Below are 14,101 nucleotides of genomic sequence, written 5' to 3'. Positions count from 1 at the left end.
GCATCCCATGATCACCTCTCGCTCGCGGCGGCGGGCCGCCGCCGTCGCCCTGTCCGTCACCGCCGTCCTGATTCCGGCCTCCGCCACCGAGGCCGCGTCCACGCGGTCCCCGGCCGGGTCCGCCCCGGTCATGTCCGCCCCCGCGCACGCCGCCTCCTTCAAGGCCGCCGAAACCTGCCCCCGCGTCGAGGACCCGATGTTCGCGGCGGCGGACCACACGGTCGAGGTGAACCGGATCACCCCGACGCCCGCCTGGCGCACCGACTGCCGGCAGCTCTACCGCGCCGACAGCCGGAAGCCGGAGGTCATCTTCGAGCAGGGCTTCCAGCCCAAGGCGCCGCTGGACGGGCAGTACGACGTGGAGAAGTACGTCCTGGTCAACCAGCCCTCGCCCTATGTCTCCACCAGCTATGACCACGACCTGTACAAGCAGTGGTACAAGAGCGGATTCAACTACTACATCGACGCCCCCGGCGGCATCGACGTCAACAAGACGATCGGTGACACGCACAAGTGGGCCGATCAGGTGGAGGTCGCCTTCCCCGGTGGGATCTCCCGGGAGCGGATCGTCGGCGTCTGCCCGGTCGACAAGGTGAAGAAGACCGAGATCATGTCGGGGTGCCTGGACAATCCGCACTACCAGCCGTGGCGCGGCTGACGGACGTACGCGTTTTCTCCGCCGGGACCGGACGCCCGCACACCGCGGGCGTCCGGTCCCGGCGGCGTTTCCCGGCGGCGTTTCTCCGGGGCGTTCCCGGGCTGCCGCCGTTCGGGTGAACGCGTACGGATAATCTGACTCCGTCAGCAGGCATCACGAAGGGGCGGAACAGTGGCGGACATTGACGAGGCGCGCAAGGCGTTCGAGCGGTTCGACGCGAACGGCGACGGACTCATCACGGCGGCGGAGTACAAGAGCGTGATGGCGCAGCTCGGCGACTTCCATGTGACCGAGACGGTCGCGCAGGCCGTGATCAACGCGCACGACGGCAACGGGGACGGGCTGTTGACGTTCGACGAGTTCCTGGCCTCGCGCAAGGGCTGAGTCCCGGGGCGGTGGTGCGGGTCGGAGCGCCCGGTACGGCCCGGACCATCAGCCGCTCGCCCCGCTCGCGTTGCCGGAAGACGCGCCGGGCAGAGAAGATCAAACGGTGATATATCCGGGTTCGTCCGCCGAGGAAGCCACCGGCTCGGCCGGCCGCAGGGCCGCCCTGATAGCCGGTGGTGTCCTGTTCGCCGTGCTGGTCATACCGCTCGGCCTGGCCATGGTCTCGCGCGGGACCGGTGAGCTGCGCATACCCGGCGCGGGAGGCATCACCGCGCTGCGGTTCGCCGTCTTCGCCGGGCTCGCGCTGCACCTCGGTGAGCTGGCCGGAGCCAGGCTCGCCCGTACCGGCCCCGCGCCCCGCGGCTGGGCCCTCGCCGCCGCGCTGACCGGCGCGGCCGCCTCGGCGGGGCAGATCATCCTGCTCGCGTCCGTGAGCGGCCTCGACATCACCACCGTGTACGGCACCGTCGAGGGCCGTCTGCTGCTCTTCATGGCCAACGGCTTTCTGCTGGCGGCCGGTTGTGTCGCCGTGAACCGACCCCTGGCGGCCCTCGCGCCGCTGGCCGTGGTCGTCGGCGCGGAGGCCCTGCGGGCGCACCCGGAGCCGTACACCCCGATGCTGGGCACCGCCCTCACCACCGTCCATCTGACCGCGGCCTCGCTGTGGACCGGTGGCCTGCTGTACGTACTGCGCACGATGTGGCTGCGCCGGGAGGACCCGGCGGAGGCCCGCCAGGTGCTCGCCCGTTACGCCCGGCTCGCCGGCTGGCTCTTCGCCGCGCTCGCCGCCACCGGAACGCTCTCCACCCTGCGCAGACTCCCCGCCGACGTCGTGTTCAGCACGGCGTACGGCCGTGTGCTGATCGCCAAACTGCTGCTGGTCGCGGTCGTGAGCGGCCTCGCCCTGACCGCCAGAAACCGGCTGCGCCGCGGCGCGGACGCCGGGCCCCCCGCGCGGGCGGAGCTGGCCGTACTGGCAGCGATCGTCCTGCTGTCGGCGATCCTGACGGTGGTCCCCGACCCGCACTGGCTCAGCACCCGGTGACGCGTCACGCGACGGTCTCCAGGGCTGTCCGGCCTACCCGTCCCCACCCGTACGCGGCCCGACCCCGGCCCGCCCGCGCCCGCGTCAGGGGGCGGGGGCGAAGTAGGGGCCGCTGGTGTCGAAGTCGGACTTGTGCGCGAGGACGAACTGTTCGACGGACAGGGGTGCGTGACCGCCGATCCGCTCGACGTTGTCGTTCGTGCCGGCGAACACACCGTTCCGGTAGTCGACGGCGACGTTGCTCAAGTGCTGGACGAGGTGCGTGGGCAGCCCGCGCCGCGTCATGGCCGAGGCGAACTCCTCCACACCGATCGGTTCGTAGCGCACCGGGATGCCGAGCGTCGTGGAGATGGTCCGGGCGATCTCGTGGTGGTTCAGTTCGACCGGGCCGTGCAGGGTGTAGAGCGCGCGGTCGTGCGGCTCGGGGTCGACCAGCAGGGCGGCGATCACCCGGGACTGGTCGGCCGCGGTGATCGGGGCGTGGCGGCCGTCGCCGAACGGCAGCCGCAGGTGGCCCTCGCCGTCCCGCCTCTCCCACCACAGCGTGAGCCACTCGGCGAAGAAGGTCGGCCGGATGTGCACGGTCAGCAGGCCGGTCCGGTCCAGCAGGCGCTCGCACACCCAGTGCTGCCGGGCGGCGTCGCTGGCGGCGTCGCGGCGGGCGGAGATCTGCGACATGTTGACCACGGAGCGGACCCCCGCCTCGGTCGCCGCCTGGGCGAAGTAGGCGGTCGCCTCGATCAGGCCGGGGAGGATCGGATGGCACAGGTACGCGCCGGTGACGCCCCGCACGGCCGCGGCCATGCCGTCGAGGTCGTGCAGGTCCGCCAGGGCGATCTCGGCTCCGGCCTCGGCCAGCGCGCGGGAGCGCTCGTCCTCACGGTGCACCAGGGCGCGGACGCGGTGACCACGCTCCAGCAGCAGATGGACGGTCCCGGCCCCGGTTCTGCCGGTCGCGCCGGTGATCAGGAAAAGCCTGTCGTCGGTGGTCATCCGCATACCTTCCGTAGAACTCCGTGTGCTGTCGGAGGGAGACCGGAGTGAGGAACGGCGCGTCGCCCGGCCGTCGTGCGCGCACCGGGTCGCCGTGCGCACGGCGAAAGGGCCGGGGCCCCGGTCATCCGTGCGCTCCGGTGTCCCGTACGCCCCTGCCGGAGGTGCCGCGGATGCCCCGGACGAAATCCGCCAGCGCGGCACCGACCGGATCCGGGCTGTCCTCCTGGACGAAGTGCGCGCCCGGCACCGTCACCTCGGTCTGGTGGGGCCAGGTGCGGCAGAACGCGCGCGGGCCCCGGATCAGGATCGCGCCCGGGTCCGCGTCGACGAACAGCTTGGGCACCGCGGAGGTGCTGAGCCAGCGGCCGTAGTCGTCGACGATCCGCACCACCTCGGCGGGTTCGCCGTCGATCGGCAGCTGGCGCGGCCAGCTGAGCGTGGGGCGGCGGCTCTCGCCCGGTACGAGGTAGGGAGCACGGTAGACCGCCGTCTCCGCCTCGCTCAGCTCCCGCAGGATCCCCGTCGGCAGCACCTGCTCGACGAACATGTTGTCGGTGAGGACCATCGACTCGCCGGCCGGGGAACGGAGATCCTGAAAGGTCCGCCGGGAACCGTCGCGCCAGTCGTCCCAGCTCATCGGAGCCACGATCGCTTCCATATAGGCGATTCCGGCGACCCGGTCCTGGTGCTGGTACGCCCAGTCGAAACCGAGCGCCGAGCCCCAGTCGTGCAGGACGAACACGACGTTGTCACCGAGGCCGAGGTGTTCCCACAGCGCGAACAGGTACTCCCGGTGCTCCAGGTAGGAGTAGCGGTCCGGGCCGGACGGTGCCAGCCGGCCGGAGTCGCCCATCCCGACGAGATCGCAGGCGATCAGCCGGCCCAGACCCTCCAGATGGGGCATCACGTTGCGCCACAGATAGGACGAGGTCGGATTGCCGTGCTGGAAGACGACCGGATCGCCCTCACCCTCGTCGAGGTAGGCCATCCGCACACCGTTGATCTCGGCGAACTTCTTCTCCGCGTAGGGCCGCTCGTTCATCGTCCTCTCCCACCGGTCGAGGTCACCGCCGGCGGCCGGTACCGGATCGACCGGTCCGGTACCTCGGGTCGTTTCACCATCCCGCCCCTTCTCCGTGCCGTGCCGCCGCTGACGGTTCGGGCAGTTCGGGCAGTTCGGATAGTTCGGTCAATGAACCGTGCTACCGTAACACGGGTCAGTTCAGTGAGCGAACTATCGAGGCGGAGGTGTGACCCGGTATGACCCTTCCCAGCACCTACGCGGACCGCAACTGCTCGCTGGCACGCACGCTGGAGGTCGTCGGAGAGCGGTGGACCCTGCTCATCGTCCGTAACGCGTTCTTCGGGGTCCGCCGGTTCGGAGACCTGGCCGGCCAGCTCGGGATCCCGCGCGCCGTCCTGGCCGGCCGGCTGAAGCTCCTGGTACGGGAGGGTGTGCTCACCCGGGACGACGACGGGGCCGGCACCGTCGAGTACCGGCTGACCGCCAAGGGCATAGCGCTCTGGCCCATCCTGCGCGCCATGATGGCCTGGGGCGACGCCCACTACTCGCCGGCCGGGGCGAAGCGCGACCTGCGCCATGACCGGGACGGCGGTCTGCTCGACCCCGAGGGGCGCTGCGAGGAGTGCGGTGCGGCCCCGCCGGTCCCGGAGATCCGGATCGAGCCGGGCCCCGGGTTCGACGCGGCGCACTCCGGTCCCGATCCCGTATCCGCCGTGCTCAGCGCGCCGCGACGGCTTCTCGAACCGCTCGCGACCTCGCGTACGCGCCAGGCCGGCTGACCGGCCCGCGATACCGGCGCCGGTCGTCAGCCGCGACCGGCACCCCCCTCTGTCAGCCTGTCAGCACTCGATGATGTTCACCGCGAGCCCGCCGCGCGCGGTCTCCTTGTACTTGACGGACATGTCCGCGCCCGTCTCCTTCATGGTCTTGATGACCTTGTCCAGGGAGACCTTGTGGCTGCCGTCGCCGCGCAGCGCCATCTTCGCCGCCGTGACCGCCTTCACCGCGGCCATGCCGTTCCGTTCGATGCACGGGATCTGGACCAGGCCGCCGACCGGGTCGCAGGTCAGGCCGAGGTTGTGTTCCATGCCGATCTCGGCCGCGTTCTCGACCTGTTCGGCGCTGCCGCCCAGGACCTCCGCGAGGGCGCCCGCGGCCATGGAGCAGGCCGAGCCGACCTCGCCCTGGCAGCCGACCTCGGCGCCGGAGATGGAGGCGTTCTCCTTGAAGAGCATGCCGATGGCGCCCGCGGCGAGCAGGAAGCGGACGACGTTCTCGTCCTTCTCCTCCGCCGTGGCGCCGCCGGCCGCGAAGTTCATGTAGTAGTGCAGTACGGCCGGGATGATGCCCGCGGCGCCGTTGGTGGGGGCGGTGACGACGCGCCCGCCCGCGGCGTTCTCCTCGTTCACCGCCATCGCGTAGAGCGTGATCCACTCCATGGCGTGCGTCTGCGGATCGCCCTCGGCGCGCAGCTGGCGCGCCGAATGGGCGGCGCGGCGGCGGACCTTGAGGCCGCCCGGCAGGATGCCCTCGCGGGCCATCCCGCGTGAGACACACGCCTGCATGACCCGCCAGATCTCCAGCAGCCCGGTGCGGATCTCGTCCTCCGTGCGCCAGGCCTTCTCGTTCTCCAGCATCAGCGCGGAGATCGACAGACCGGTCTCGGCCGACAGCCGCAGCAGCTCGTCGCCGGTGCGGAAGGGGTACTTCAGCACGGTGTCGTCGAGCTTGATCCGGTCCTCGCCCACCGCGTCCTCGTCCACGACGAAGCCGCCGCCCACGGAGTAGTAGGTCTTCTCCAGGAGTACGGCGCCTGCCGCGTCGTACGCGAGGACGGTCATGCCGTTGGCGTGGTACGGCAGGGTCTTGCGGCGGTGCAGGACCAGGTCCTCACCGGCGTCGAAGGCGATCTCGTGCATGCCGAGCACATGGAGCCGGCCGCTGCTGCGGATACGTTCCGCCTGATCGTCCGCGCTCTCCACGTCGACGGTGCGCGGCGAGTTGCCCTCCAGGCCGAGGAGCACGGCCTTGGGCGTGCCGTGGCCGTGGCCGGTCGCGCCGAGCGATCCGTACAGCTCCGCCCGGATCGAGACCGTATGGGCGATCAGGCCCTCGTTCTTGAGGCGGCGCGCGAACATCCGCGCCGCGCGCATCGGGCCGACCGTATGGGAGCTGGACGGGCCGATTCCGATCGAGAACAGGTCGAAGACCGAGATGGCCACGGGTGACTCCTTGCTGGTTGGTAGACGCCGTTGTCTGCCGGGGTGGTGCGGAGATGACGGTGACACGCGGGGGTACGTGGTGCGGGGAAACGTGGTGCGGGGCACCGCGCCGCACGGTCCAGTGTGCGCGGTGCCCCGTAACTCAGGCCGTACGGATGGCTACAGGCCCGGGTACAGCGGGTGCTTCTCGGCCAGCGCGGTGACCCGGCCGGCCAGCTCCTCGCGGTCGAAGGAGGGCTTCAGGGCCGCCGCGATGATCTCGGCGACCTCGGTGAAGTCCTCGGTGGTGAAGCCGCGGGTGGCCAGGGCGGGCGTGCCGATCCGCAGGCCCGAGGTGACCATCGGGGGGCGCGGGTCGTTCGGGACGGCGTTCCGGTTGACCGTGATGCCGATCTCGTGGAGCCGGTCCTCGGCCTGCTGGCCGTCCAGCTCCGAGTTCCGCAGATCGACGAGAACGAGGTGTACATCCGTGCCGCCGGAGAGTACGGAAACACCGGCCTCGGTGACGTCCGGACGGCCCAGCCGCTCGGCGAGGATCCGGGCGCCGTCCAGCGTGCGCTGCTGGCGCTCCTTGAACTCGTCCGTGGCCGCCACCTTGAAGGAGACCGCCTTGCCCGCGATGACATGCTCCAGCGGGCCGCCCTGCTGGCCCGGGAAGACCGCCGAGTTGATCTTCTTCGCCAGTTCCTTGGTGGAGAGGATCACACCACCGCGCGGGCCGCCGAGGGTCTTGTGCGTGGTGGTCGTGACGACGTGCGCGTGCGGCACCGGGTTGGGGTGCAGGCCCGCGGCGACCAGACCGGCGAAGTGCGCCATGTCGACCATCAGATACGCGCCGACCTCGTCCGCGATCCGGCGGAAGGCCGCGAAGTCCAGCTGGCGGGGGTACGCCGACCAGCCGGCCACGATCAGCTTCGGACGGGACTCCTTGGCCAGCCGCTCGACCTCGGCCATGTCGACCTGGCCGGTCTTGTCGTCGACGTGGTACGCGACGACGTTGTAGAGCTTGCCGGAGAAGTTGATCTTCATCCCGTGGGTCAGGTGCCCGCCGTGGGCGAGGTTCAGACCCATGATCGTGTCGCCGGGGGAGAGCAGCGCGAACATCGCCGCCGCGTTCGCCTGGGCGCCGGAGTGCGGCTGTACGTTGGCGTGCTCGGCGCCGAAGAGCGCCTTCACCCGGTCGATGGCGATCTGCTCGATCACATCGACGTGCTCACAGCCGCCGTAGTAGCGGCGGCCGGGGTAGCCCTCGGCGTACTTGTTGGTCAGTACGGAGCCCTGCGCCTCCATGACCGCGACCGGAGCGAAGTTCTCCGAGGCGATCATTTCGAGCGTGGACTGCTGACGGTGGAGCTCGGCGTCGACGGCGGCGGCGACGTCGGGGTCGAGCTCATGGAGCGAGGCGTTCAGAAGCGACTTCGAAGACATCACGGTCCCTGGGGTCTCAGTTGCCGGAAAACTGTGTGTACTCATCGGCGGTGAGCAGGTCATCGGGCTCCTGCGCGACACGTACCTTGAACAGCCAGCCGCCCTCGAACGGGGCGGAGTTCACCAGTGAGGGATCGTCCACGACGTCCTGGTTCGTCTCGGTGACCTCACCGGTCACCGGGGCGTACAGATCGCTGACCGACTTGGTGGACTCCAGCTCTCCGCAGGTCTCGCCCGCGGTCACCGTGTCACCGACCTCAGGAAGCTGGGCGAACACGACGTCGCCGAGGGCGTTCGCCGCGTACTCCGTGATGCCGACCGTCGACACACCGTCCTCGGCGGCCGTCAGCCACTCGTGCTCCTTGCTGTAGCGCAGCTGCTGGGGGTTGCTCATGACCTGAATTCTCCTGTACGCGAGGGTGTGGTGCGGAACAGCTGTCTTACGGACCGAGACGGCGCCGAAGCGCGTGCTGACGTCGGTATCACTTCTGGCGCTTGTAGAACGGCAGCGCCACGACCTCGTACGGCTCGTGGGAGCCGCGGATGTCGACCCCGACGCCCGCCGTGCCGGGCGCGGCGTGCGCGGCGTCGACGTACGCCATGGCGATCGGCCTGCCCAGGGTCGGGGAGGGCGCGCCCGAGGTGACCTCGCCCACGACGGCGCCCCCGGCGACCACCTGGTACCCGGCGCGCGGGACCCGGCGGCCCTCGGCGATCAGGCCGACGAGCTTGCGGGGCGGGGCGGACGCGGCGCGCTCGGCGGCGTCCTGGAGGGCCTCGCGGCCGACGAAGGCGCCGCCGTTCGAGGTCTTCTCGAACTTCACGACCCGGCCGAGGCCGGCGTCGAACGGGGTCAGGGCGGTGGACAGCTCGTTCCCGTACAGCGGCATGCCGGCCTCCAGACGGAGGGTGTCGCGGCAGGACAGCCCGCAGGGCACCAGCCCGACGCCCTCGCCGGCCTCGGTCAGCGCCTGCCACAGTCGCGTGGCGTACCGGGGCTCGACGAACAGCTCGAAGCCGTCCTCGCCGGTGTAGCCCGTACGCGCGATCAGCGCGGGGACACCGGCGACGGTGCCCGGCAGGCCCGCGTAGTACTTGAGGCCGTCGAGATCGGCGTCCGTCAGCGACTTCAGGATGCCCGGGGACTCGGGCCCCTGGACCGCCAGCAGCGCGTACGCGTCACGGTCGTCGCGTACCGCCGCGTCGAACCCCTCGGCGCGTGCGGTCAGCGCGTCCAGCACGGTCTGGGCGTTGGAGGCGTTGGCGACCACCATGAAGGTGTCCTCGCCGAGGCGGTAGACGATCAGGTCGTCCAGGATCCCGCCGTCCTCCCGGCAGATCATGGTGTAGCGGGCGCGGCCCACGGCGACGGCGCCGATGTTGCCGACGAGCGCGTAGTCGAGGAGATCCCCGGCCGCCGGTCCCGAGACGGTGATCTCACCCATGTGGGAGAGATCGAACAGACCGGCGCGGGTGCGGACGGCGTGGTGCTCGTCGCGCTCGCTCGCGTACCGCAGCGGCATGTCCCAGCCCGCGAAGTCGGTCATGGTCGCGCCCAGTGCGCGGTGCGTGGCGTCGAGGGCGGTGAGACGCGGGACGCCGGGGGCGGAGGTGCCGGGCGTGCTGGTGCTGCTCGGGGGGACATGGCTCATCGGTGTGACTCCCAGGGCATGACGGCGAGGACGATCCTCCCCATCTGTCATCGGAACCTGAGAGGTTCATCACGGCCACACGTGGGAGCGGACATGACTTGCACCTTGGGTGGAGCCGCAGAGCTGCGGCCCGCTTTTCAGATCTGCCTCATCCACGCGGTACGGGGCCTGAGAGATTCAAGGGAGGGACTTGCTCCTTCGGCGCCCGGCGCACACACGGTGACCGGGACTCTCCCGCGCGGATTCAAACGGCCGGTATGCAGTTGGCGGGCACATCATCGCACGCATCGCCGCCGAACGGGGAGCCCGGTCCTCAACTCGCCGGGCCCCGGAAAAAGCTTGTGGCGCATTACCATTTCTTTACACTTCTTGGGCAAGGGTCATGGACCAGGTCGACTGAGCTGACAGGGGGACGGCGATGATGTCGCAGGGGTCCGGTACGTACACGACGACCGCGGGGGTGCCGCCGCAGACGGCCGCGGCCGCACAGCCCGGCGCACCCGGCCTGGACGCGGCGGTCCTGGACGGCGTGGTCCTGGACGGCGCGGCTCGCGTGGCGCGGGTCGTCCGGGATATGCGGGGGCGGGGGCCCGCGGCCGGCCGGGCGCGGGGCCGCGGCACGAAGGGTCTCGTCTTCGCCGAAGGGGATCTGGTGGTCGTCTCCGGGCTGCCGGGCAGCGGCAAATCCACCCTGATCCGGCGGGCCGCCGAGGCCACCGGCATCGACTCCCAGGACACCAGGGACCGCTGGGCGCGCCGGCTGCCGGGCGCCCTGCCCTACGCCGTCTACCGCCCGCTCGTCCGGCTGGCCCACTACGCGGGGCTGCGGCGCGCGCTCGGCGCGGGCGGGAGCGTCGTCGTCCACGACTGCGGTACGCAGACGTGGGTACGGAGCTGGCTGGCCCGTGAGGCCCGGCGGCGTGGCCGCCGGCTCCATCTCGTCCTGCTGGACGTCCCGCCCGAGGTGGCGCGCGAGGGCCAGCGGGAGCGCGGCCGGGGTGTGTCCGGCTACGCGTTCGCCCGGCACCGCCGCGCGGTCCGCCGTCTGCTCGCCGACGCCGAGACCGGCCGCCTTCCCCGGGGCTGCGCCTCGGCGGTCCTCCTGGACCGGGACGCGGCGGGGGCCCTGGAGCGGATCGCCTTCCCGGCCACCCTGGCGGATTGAGCCACGGCGGGCCCACCGCGGACGGTGTGCCGGCCCGTGGGCCGACCGGTGTGCCCGGCCCCGGGCCAACCGGTGGGCCGGGCGGAGCCGTTCGGTGGCGGCGCCGGGGCCCGGCCTCGGTTTAAGGTGCTGCCGCGGGGGCGAGGGTGGCGAAGGAGAGCACGGTGAACACAGCATGGCCGGGCAACGAGCTGGAAGAGGTGCTCGTGGCCTCGCTCGGTGCCGACGCGGCGGGCGGACGGCTGATAGAGGTCCTGGGACGCAGTGAGGTCTGGGTGCCGCTGCCCCAGGGGGGCGGTCCCGACAGCCCCCATCTCGATCTGCCGACGATGGAGATCGAGGGCCTCCCGTATGTGCCGGTGTTCAGCTCCGAGCAGCAGTTCCTCCAGTGCGTCGGCGCCCATATGGCCTTCGCCGTCGCGCCCGCCCGTGACTTCGCCCGGGGCCTGCCCCCGCAGCTCGGCATCGCGGTGAACCCGGGCGGCGTCGTCGGGATGCCGCTGCCGCCGCCGGCCGTCGCCGAGCTGTGCCGGGCGGGGCGTACGCCGCTCGACGGCCCGGCGAGCGGGGGCCGGGTGCGGCTCTTTGAGCCGGACTGGCAGGAAGAACCGGTCGAGTTCCTCTCCGCCGCCGGGGCCGAGTTCGAGGCGTCCGGCGTGGTGCTCTCCGCCCGCCGCGCGCTCGCCAGCGTCGAGGGCGATCCCCCGGCGCTCTTCATCGGGGTCCAGCTCTCCTCCTGGGAGGCGGCGGACCGCAACGCCCCCATGGACGCGCTCGGCCGGGCGCTGGGGCGGGTGGCGGTGGCCTGGCCCGTGAATCTCATCCTGCTGGACGTGGCCCAGGACCCGGTCGGCGACTGGCTGCTGGAGAAGGTGCGGCCGTTCTATCAGCGCGGCTGACCCGTTCTATCAGCGCGGCTGACCCGTGCCCGCCGCATAGTCCGGGACGGAACGGGCAGTCGCGGGTACGAGCCCGCGGCCACGGGCAGGACAGGGACGGAGACCGGGCCCGCCCGCACCGTCACGGCGGGCGCGCCGGTCGTCAAGTCTGTGTCAGGAAGCCCCTCTAAGCTGGTTTGATGGCTGGACCGTCGCATCGTGTGCCCGGCGGGTCGCCCCTCCCGCGGCGGACCGCGGCGGGCGTGCGGGGACGCGCGGACTTCGGGGGGCTGGACGAGTGGTGGATCGAAGAGGGGCGGGACCCAGAGTGAGCGCGTCAGGCACCGCGGCGGCCGGGCAGGTCGAGCACATGCTGCGCCAGGTGACGCCGGGACGTTACGACGCGTACGAGGCGCTGCTCCAGGCGCTCGCCGACGACAGTGTCTGGATGCTGCTCTGGCACGGCCGCGCCGGAACGCCCGACGCCCAGTACGGGAACATGGAGATCGACGGCCTGGGGTACGCCCCGTGCGTCACCTCCGCCCAGGAGCTGGCGGTCAGTGGCTGGAACCGCGCCCACGAAGTGGTCCCGGGACGCGACATCGCCCGCGCCCTCTACCCCGACCGCTGGGGGATCTGGCTCAATCCGCACGCCCCCGCCGGCGGTGTCGGCATCCCCTGGCTCGATCTGCGCCGGATCGCCACCGGTCTCGACCGGATGCCCGCGGGACCGCTCAGGCTCTCCGAGCCCGCCATCGAACTCCCGCAGTTCTACGCCCAGCTCACCCACAACGCGCACCGCACGCCCGCCGTGCGCTCCCTGCGCCGCGCCTGGGTGCAGCCGTCCCTCGGCGCCCCGTATCTGGCGATCGGTCTCGACCTGTACGACACGGGCTCCGGCTCCGTCGACTCCGTGCACACGATGATGCGGCAGTCGATCGCCGCGATCCCGGACGGACTGCCGGTCTCGACCGTCGCGATGTCCGACGAGTACGACCCGGTCACGATGTGGCTGCGCGCCAACACCAGGCCGTTCTACGACCGCGAGGCGCATGCCGGGCCGGCGCCCGCCACGGGATACGGCTACCCGCCGCCCGCCACCCGCACGTACTGACCGACGCCGTACGGGGCTGTTCACTCTGTGGACAGCCCCGTACGCGTGTCAGGCCGGCGCCGGACGCCGGCCAGGATGCGTCCCCCGGGAAGGACTGGACCAATGGGCGACCGCACATCCTTTTGAGCCGCCCGGACGCGCGTAGAACCGTCCATTACCGGGCAGTTGATGGGTGATGGGCGCTCTGCCCGAGAGACGCCGTATGGGGCATCTCGGTCCCCTCGTCCCTAATGGCAGTCGTCCGTACATGGCTACCCGCCGTCCGGATAACGGAACACCTCTAAGAGCATCACGGTTGAGCATCCATTCACCGGCAGGGCTGGCGGGTGATCACGCACGCGATGAAGACTCCCCGCATGCATGGCCTTTTCGGGCCTCTGTGCGAGTGGCCGGACGTGCGTGACGGAGTCACGGCGTCGCTCGCGATGCTGATGGGAACAGGCCGCTACAGCGGCAAGTGGGGGCCGGTGACCGCCGGTTGAGAGGGGTTCTTGCCACGATGACGGCACCACTGCACGAGCCGACCACGGAAGCGGCCCCGAGCGCGACGGAGGAAGTCGCCGTCGCTCAAGGGGTGTCGGTCCAGGGTCGCTCCCTCGGTCGTATTGCCTGGGAGCGCCTGAAGCGGGACAAAATGGCGCTCGCCGGCGGCTCCGTCGTGCTCGTGCTGATCGTGATCGCGCTCCTGGCGCCACTGATCACGAGCCTGTCCGGGCAGTCTCCCGACGAGTACCACGAGGATCTGATCGACCCGCTCTTCTCGACGCCCATCGGTTCCTGGGGCGGTATCAGTTCGGAACACTGGTTCGGAGTCGAGCCGGTCAGTGGCCGCGACATCTTCGCCCGGATCGTCTACGGCGCGCAGGTCTCCCTGCTCGTCGGCTTCCTGTCCGCCGTGGTCGCGGTCGTCTTCGGCACCGTTCTGGGCGTGATCGCGGGCTACTTCGGCGGCTGGCTGGACGCGCTCATCAGCCGTGTGATGGACATGCTTCTGTCCTTCCCGCAGCTGCTCTTCATCATCGCCCTGGTGTCCGTCATGCCGAACGACATGCTCGGTCTGTCCGGGAGCGGTGTCCGGCTGCTGGTGATGATCCTGGTGATCGGTTTCTTCGGCTGGCCGTACGTCGGCCGGGTCGTCCGCGGCCAGACTCTCTCGCTGCGTGAGCGCGAATACGTGGAGGCGGCCAGGAGCCTGGGGGCCGGGCAGGTATACATCCTGTTCAAGGAGTTGCTGCCCAACATCATCGCCCCGATCATCGTGTACTCGACGATGATGATCCCCACCAACATCCTCACCGAGGCGGCCCTCAGCTTCCTGGGTGTCGGCGTCAAGCCGCCCACCGCCTCGTGGGGCCAGATGCTCTCCTCCGCGGTGAGTTACTACGACTCGGATCCCATGTACATGCTGATCCCGGGTCTGGCCATCTTCATCACCGTGCTCTCCTTCAACCTCTTCGGCGACGGCGTTCGTGACGCGCTCGACCCGAAGGGCTCGCGCTGATTTGCGTGCCGGCTGGTTCGCGTTGCAGCTG

At 70.9% G+C, this 14,101-nt stretch carries 15 protein-coding genes and 1 riboswitch; of the genes, 9 read left to right on the top strand and 6 right to left on the bottom strand.

Annotation, left to right across the window (positions count from 1 at the left end; all coding sequences use genetic code 11):
• Positions 1-7: 7 nt before the first annotated feature.
• From ACIOGX_RS30170 to ACIOGX_RS30160, 3 genes are all read left to right on the top strand, one after another.
• A complete protein-coding gene (locus ACIOGX_RS30170) occupies positions 8-658 on the top strand; it encodes an ADP-ribosyltransferase (protein WP_401761159.1) in 651 nt (216 codons plus the stop codon).
• A gap of 171 nt (positions 659-829) precedes the next feature.
• Positions 830-1,042 (top strand): EF-hand domain-containing protein, encoded by a 213-nt coding sequence (locus ACIOGX_RS30165; RefSeq protein ID WP_129772289.1) that lies wholly within the window; start codon positions 830-832, stop codon positions 1,040-1,042.
• A gap of 106 nt (positions 1,043-1,148) precedes the next feature.
• On the top strand, positions 1,149-2,090 hold the full coding sequence (locus tag ACIOGX_RS30160; protein WP_401917782.1) for a CopD family protein: 942 nt from the start codon (positions 1,149-1,151) through the stop codon (positions 2,088-2,090).
• Positions 2,091-2,174: 84 nt separating this feature from the next.
• On the opposite strand, the gene ACIOGX_RS30155 is transcribed toward ACIOGX_RS30160, so the two are convergent.
• Both ACIOGX_RS30155 and ACIOGX_RS30150 read right to left on the bottom strand, forming a co-directional pair.
• Positions 2,175-3,083: an NmrA family NAD(P)-binding protein gene (locus tag ACIOGX_RS30155; RefSeq protein ID WP_401761164.1), complete on the bottom strand. Its 909-nt coding sequence runs from the start codon at positions 3,081-3,083 to the stop codon at positions 2,175-2,177.
• Positions 3,084-3,207: 124 nt separating this feature from the next.
• On the bottom strand, positions 3,208-4,128 hold the full coding sequence (locus tag ACIOGX_RS30150) for a haloalkane dehalogenase (protein ID WP_401917779.1): 921 nt from the start codon (positions 4,126-4,128) through the stop codon (positions 3,208-3,210).
• A 218-nt stretch (positions 4,129-4,346) separates the two neighbouring features.
• Here ACIOGX_RS30150 and ACIOGX_RS30145 point away from each other — a divergent pair, with 218 nt between their 5' ends.
• A complete protein-coding gene (locus tag ACIOGX_RS30145) occupies positions 4,347-4,889 on the top strand; it encodes a helix-turn-helix domain-containing protein (protein WP_356511208.1) in 543 nt (180 codons plus the stop codon).
• Between the two features lie 60 nt (positions 4,890-4,949).
• Here ACIOGX_RS30145 and ACIOGX_RS30140 read toward each other — a convergent pair whose 3' ends face one another.
• The 4 genes from ACIOGX_RS30140 to gcvT all read right to left on the bottom strand — a co-directional run bounded on the left by ACIOGX_RS30140 (position 4,950) and on the right by gcvT (position 9,412).
• Entirely contained in the window at positions 4,950-6,332 is a 1,383-nt protein-coding gene (locus tag ACIOGX_RS30140) for an L-serine ammonia-lyase (RefSeq protein ID WP_356511210.1), read from the bottom strand.
• Positions 6,333-6,491: 159 nt separating this feature from the next.
• Positions 6,492-7,760 carry a serine hydroxymethyltransferase gene (gene glyA / locus ACIOGX_RS30135; RefSeq protein WP_356511211.1) on the bottom strand — a complete coding sequence of 423 codons (1,269 nt, stop codon included), beginning with the start codon at positions 7,758-7,760 and terminating at the stop codon, positions 6,492-6,494.
• A gap of 16 nt (positions 7,761-7,776) precedes the next feature.
• Positions 7,777-8,154 (bottom strand): glycine cleavage system protein GcvH, encoded by a 378-nt coding sequence (gcvH, locus tag ACIOGX_RS30130; protein WP_356511213.1) that lies wholly within the window; start codon positions 8,152-8,154, stop codon positions 7,777-7,779.
• Positions 8,155-8,242: 88 nt separating this feature from the next.
• Complete coding sequence (gcvT, locus tag ACIOGX_RS30125) at positions 8,243-9,412, bottom strand: glycine cleavage system aminomethyltransferase GcvT (protein ID WP_401917776.1); 1,170 nt, start codon at positions 9,410-9,412, stop codon at positions 8,243-8,245.
• Between the two features lie 147 nt (positions 9,413-9,559).
• Positions 9,560-9,659: riboswitch (glycine riboswitch) on the bottom strand.
• A gap of 171 nt (positions 9,660-9,830) precedes the next feature.
• On the opposite strand from gcvT, the gene ACIOGX_RS30120 reads away from it, so the two are divergent.
• The 5 genes from ACIOGX_RS30120 to ACIOGX_RS30100 all read left to right on the top strand — a co-directional run bounded on the left by ACIOGX_RS30120 (position 9,831) and on the right by ACIOGX_RS30100 (position 14,070).
• A complete protein-coding gene (locus ACIOGX_RS30120; protein WP_356511217.1) occupies positions 9,831-10,577 on the top strand; it encodes an AAA family ATPase in 747 nt (248 codons plus the stop codon).
• A gap of 164 nt (positions 10,578-10,741) precedes the next feature.
• Positions 10,742-11,476 carry an enhanced serine sensitivity protein SseB gene (locus tag ACIOGX_RS30115; protein WP_356511219.1) on the top strand — a complete coding sequence of 245 codons (735 nt, stop codon included), beginning with the start codon at positions 10,742-10,744 and terminating at the stop codon, positions 11,474-11,476.
• A gap of 307 nt (positions 11,477-11,783) precedes the next feature.
• Positions 11,784-12,569: an enhanced serine sensitivity protein SseB C-terminal domain-containing protein gene (locus tag ACIOGX_RS30110; RefSeq protein WP_401917773.1), complete on the top strand. Its 786-nt coding sequence runs from the start codon at positions 11,784-11,786 to the stop codon at positions 12,567-12,569.
• Positions 12,570-12,925: 356 nt separating this feature from the next.
• Positions 12,926-13,051: a hypothetical protein gene (locus ACIOGX_RS30105; protein WP_384767346.1), complete on the top strand. Its 126-nt coding sequence runs from the start codon at positions 12,926-12,928 to the stop codon at positions 13,049-13,051.
• Positions 13,052-13,068: 17 nt separating this feature from the next.
• Positions 13,069-14,070, top strand: a complete 1,002-nt coding sequence (locus tag ACIOGX_RS30100) for an ABC transporter permease (RefSeq protein ID WP_129772277.1) — start codon at positions 13,069-13,071, stop codon at positions 14,068-14,070.
• Positions 14,071-14,101: the final 31 nt, after the last annotated feature.

Origin of the sequence: Streptomyces sp. NPDC088147 (assembly GCF_044741565.1) — a bacterium.
GTDB lineage: Bacteria > Actinomycetota > Actinomycetes > Streptomycetales > Streptomycetaceae > Streptomyces.
This window is presented reverse-complemented; position numbering and strand designations above follow the sequence as displayed.

Bases quoted from the DNA above. Each gene is read 5' to 3' on its own strand.
- gcvT (WP_401917776.1), bottom strand. From the start codon at position 9,412: ATGAGCCATGTCCCCCCGAGCAGCACCAGCACGCCCGGCACCTCCGCC.
- gcvH (WP_356511213.1), bottom strand. From the start codon at position 8,154: ATGAGCAACCCCCAGCAGCTGCGCTACAGCAAGGAGCACGAGTGGCTG.
- glyA (WP_356511211.1), bottom strand. From the start codon at position 7,760: ATGTCTTCGAAGTCGCTTCTGAACGCCTCGCTCCATGAGCTCGACCCC.
- ACIOGX_RS30150 (WP_401917779.1), bottom strand. From the start codon at position 4,128: ATGAACGAGCGGCCCTACGCGGAGAAGAAGTTCGCCGAGATCAACGGT.
- ACIOGX_RS30120 (WP_356511217.1), top strand. From the start codon at position 9,831: ATGATGTCGCAGGGGTCCGGTACGTACACGACGACCGCGGGGGTGCCG.
- ACIOGX_RS30170 (WP_401761159.1), top strand. From the start codon at position 8: ATGATCACCTCTCGCTCGCGGCGGCGGGCCGCCGCCGTCGCCCTGTCC.
- ACIOGX_RS30155 (WP_401761164.1), bottom strand. From the start codon at position 3,083: ATGACCACCGACGACAGGCTTTTCCTGATCACCGGCGCGACCGGCAGA.
- ACIOGX_RS30100 (WP_129772277.1), top strand. From the start codon at position 13,069: ATGACGGCACCACTGCACGAGCCGACCACGGAAGCGGCCCCGAGCGCG.
- ACIOGX_RS30145 (WP_356511208.1), top strand. From the start codon at position 4,347: ATGACCCTTCCCAGCACCTACGCGGACCGCAACTGCTCGCTGGCACGC.
- ACIOGX_RS30105 (WP_384767346.1), top strand. From the start codon at position 12,926: ATGCATGGCCTTTTCGGGCCTCTGTGCGAGTGGCCGGACGTGCGTGAC.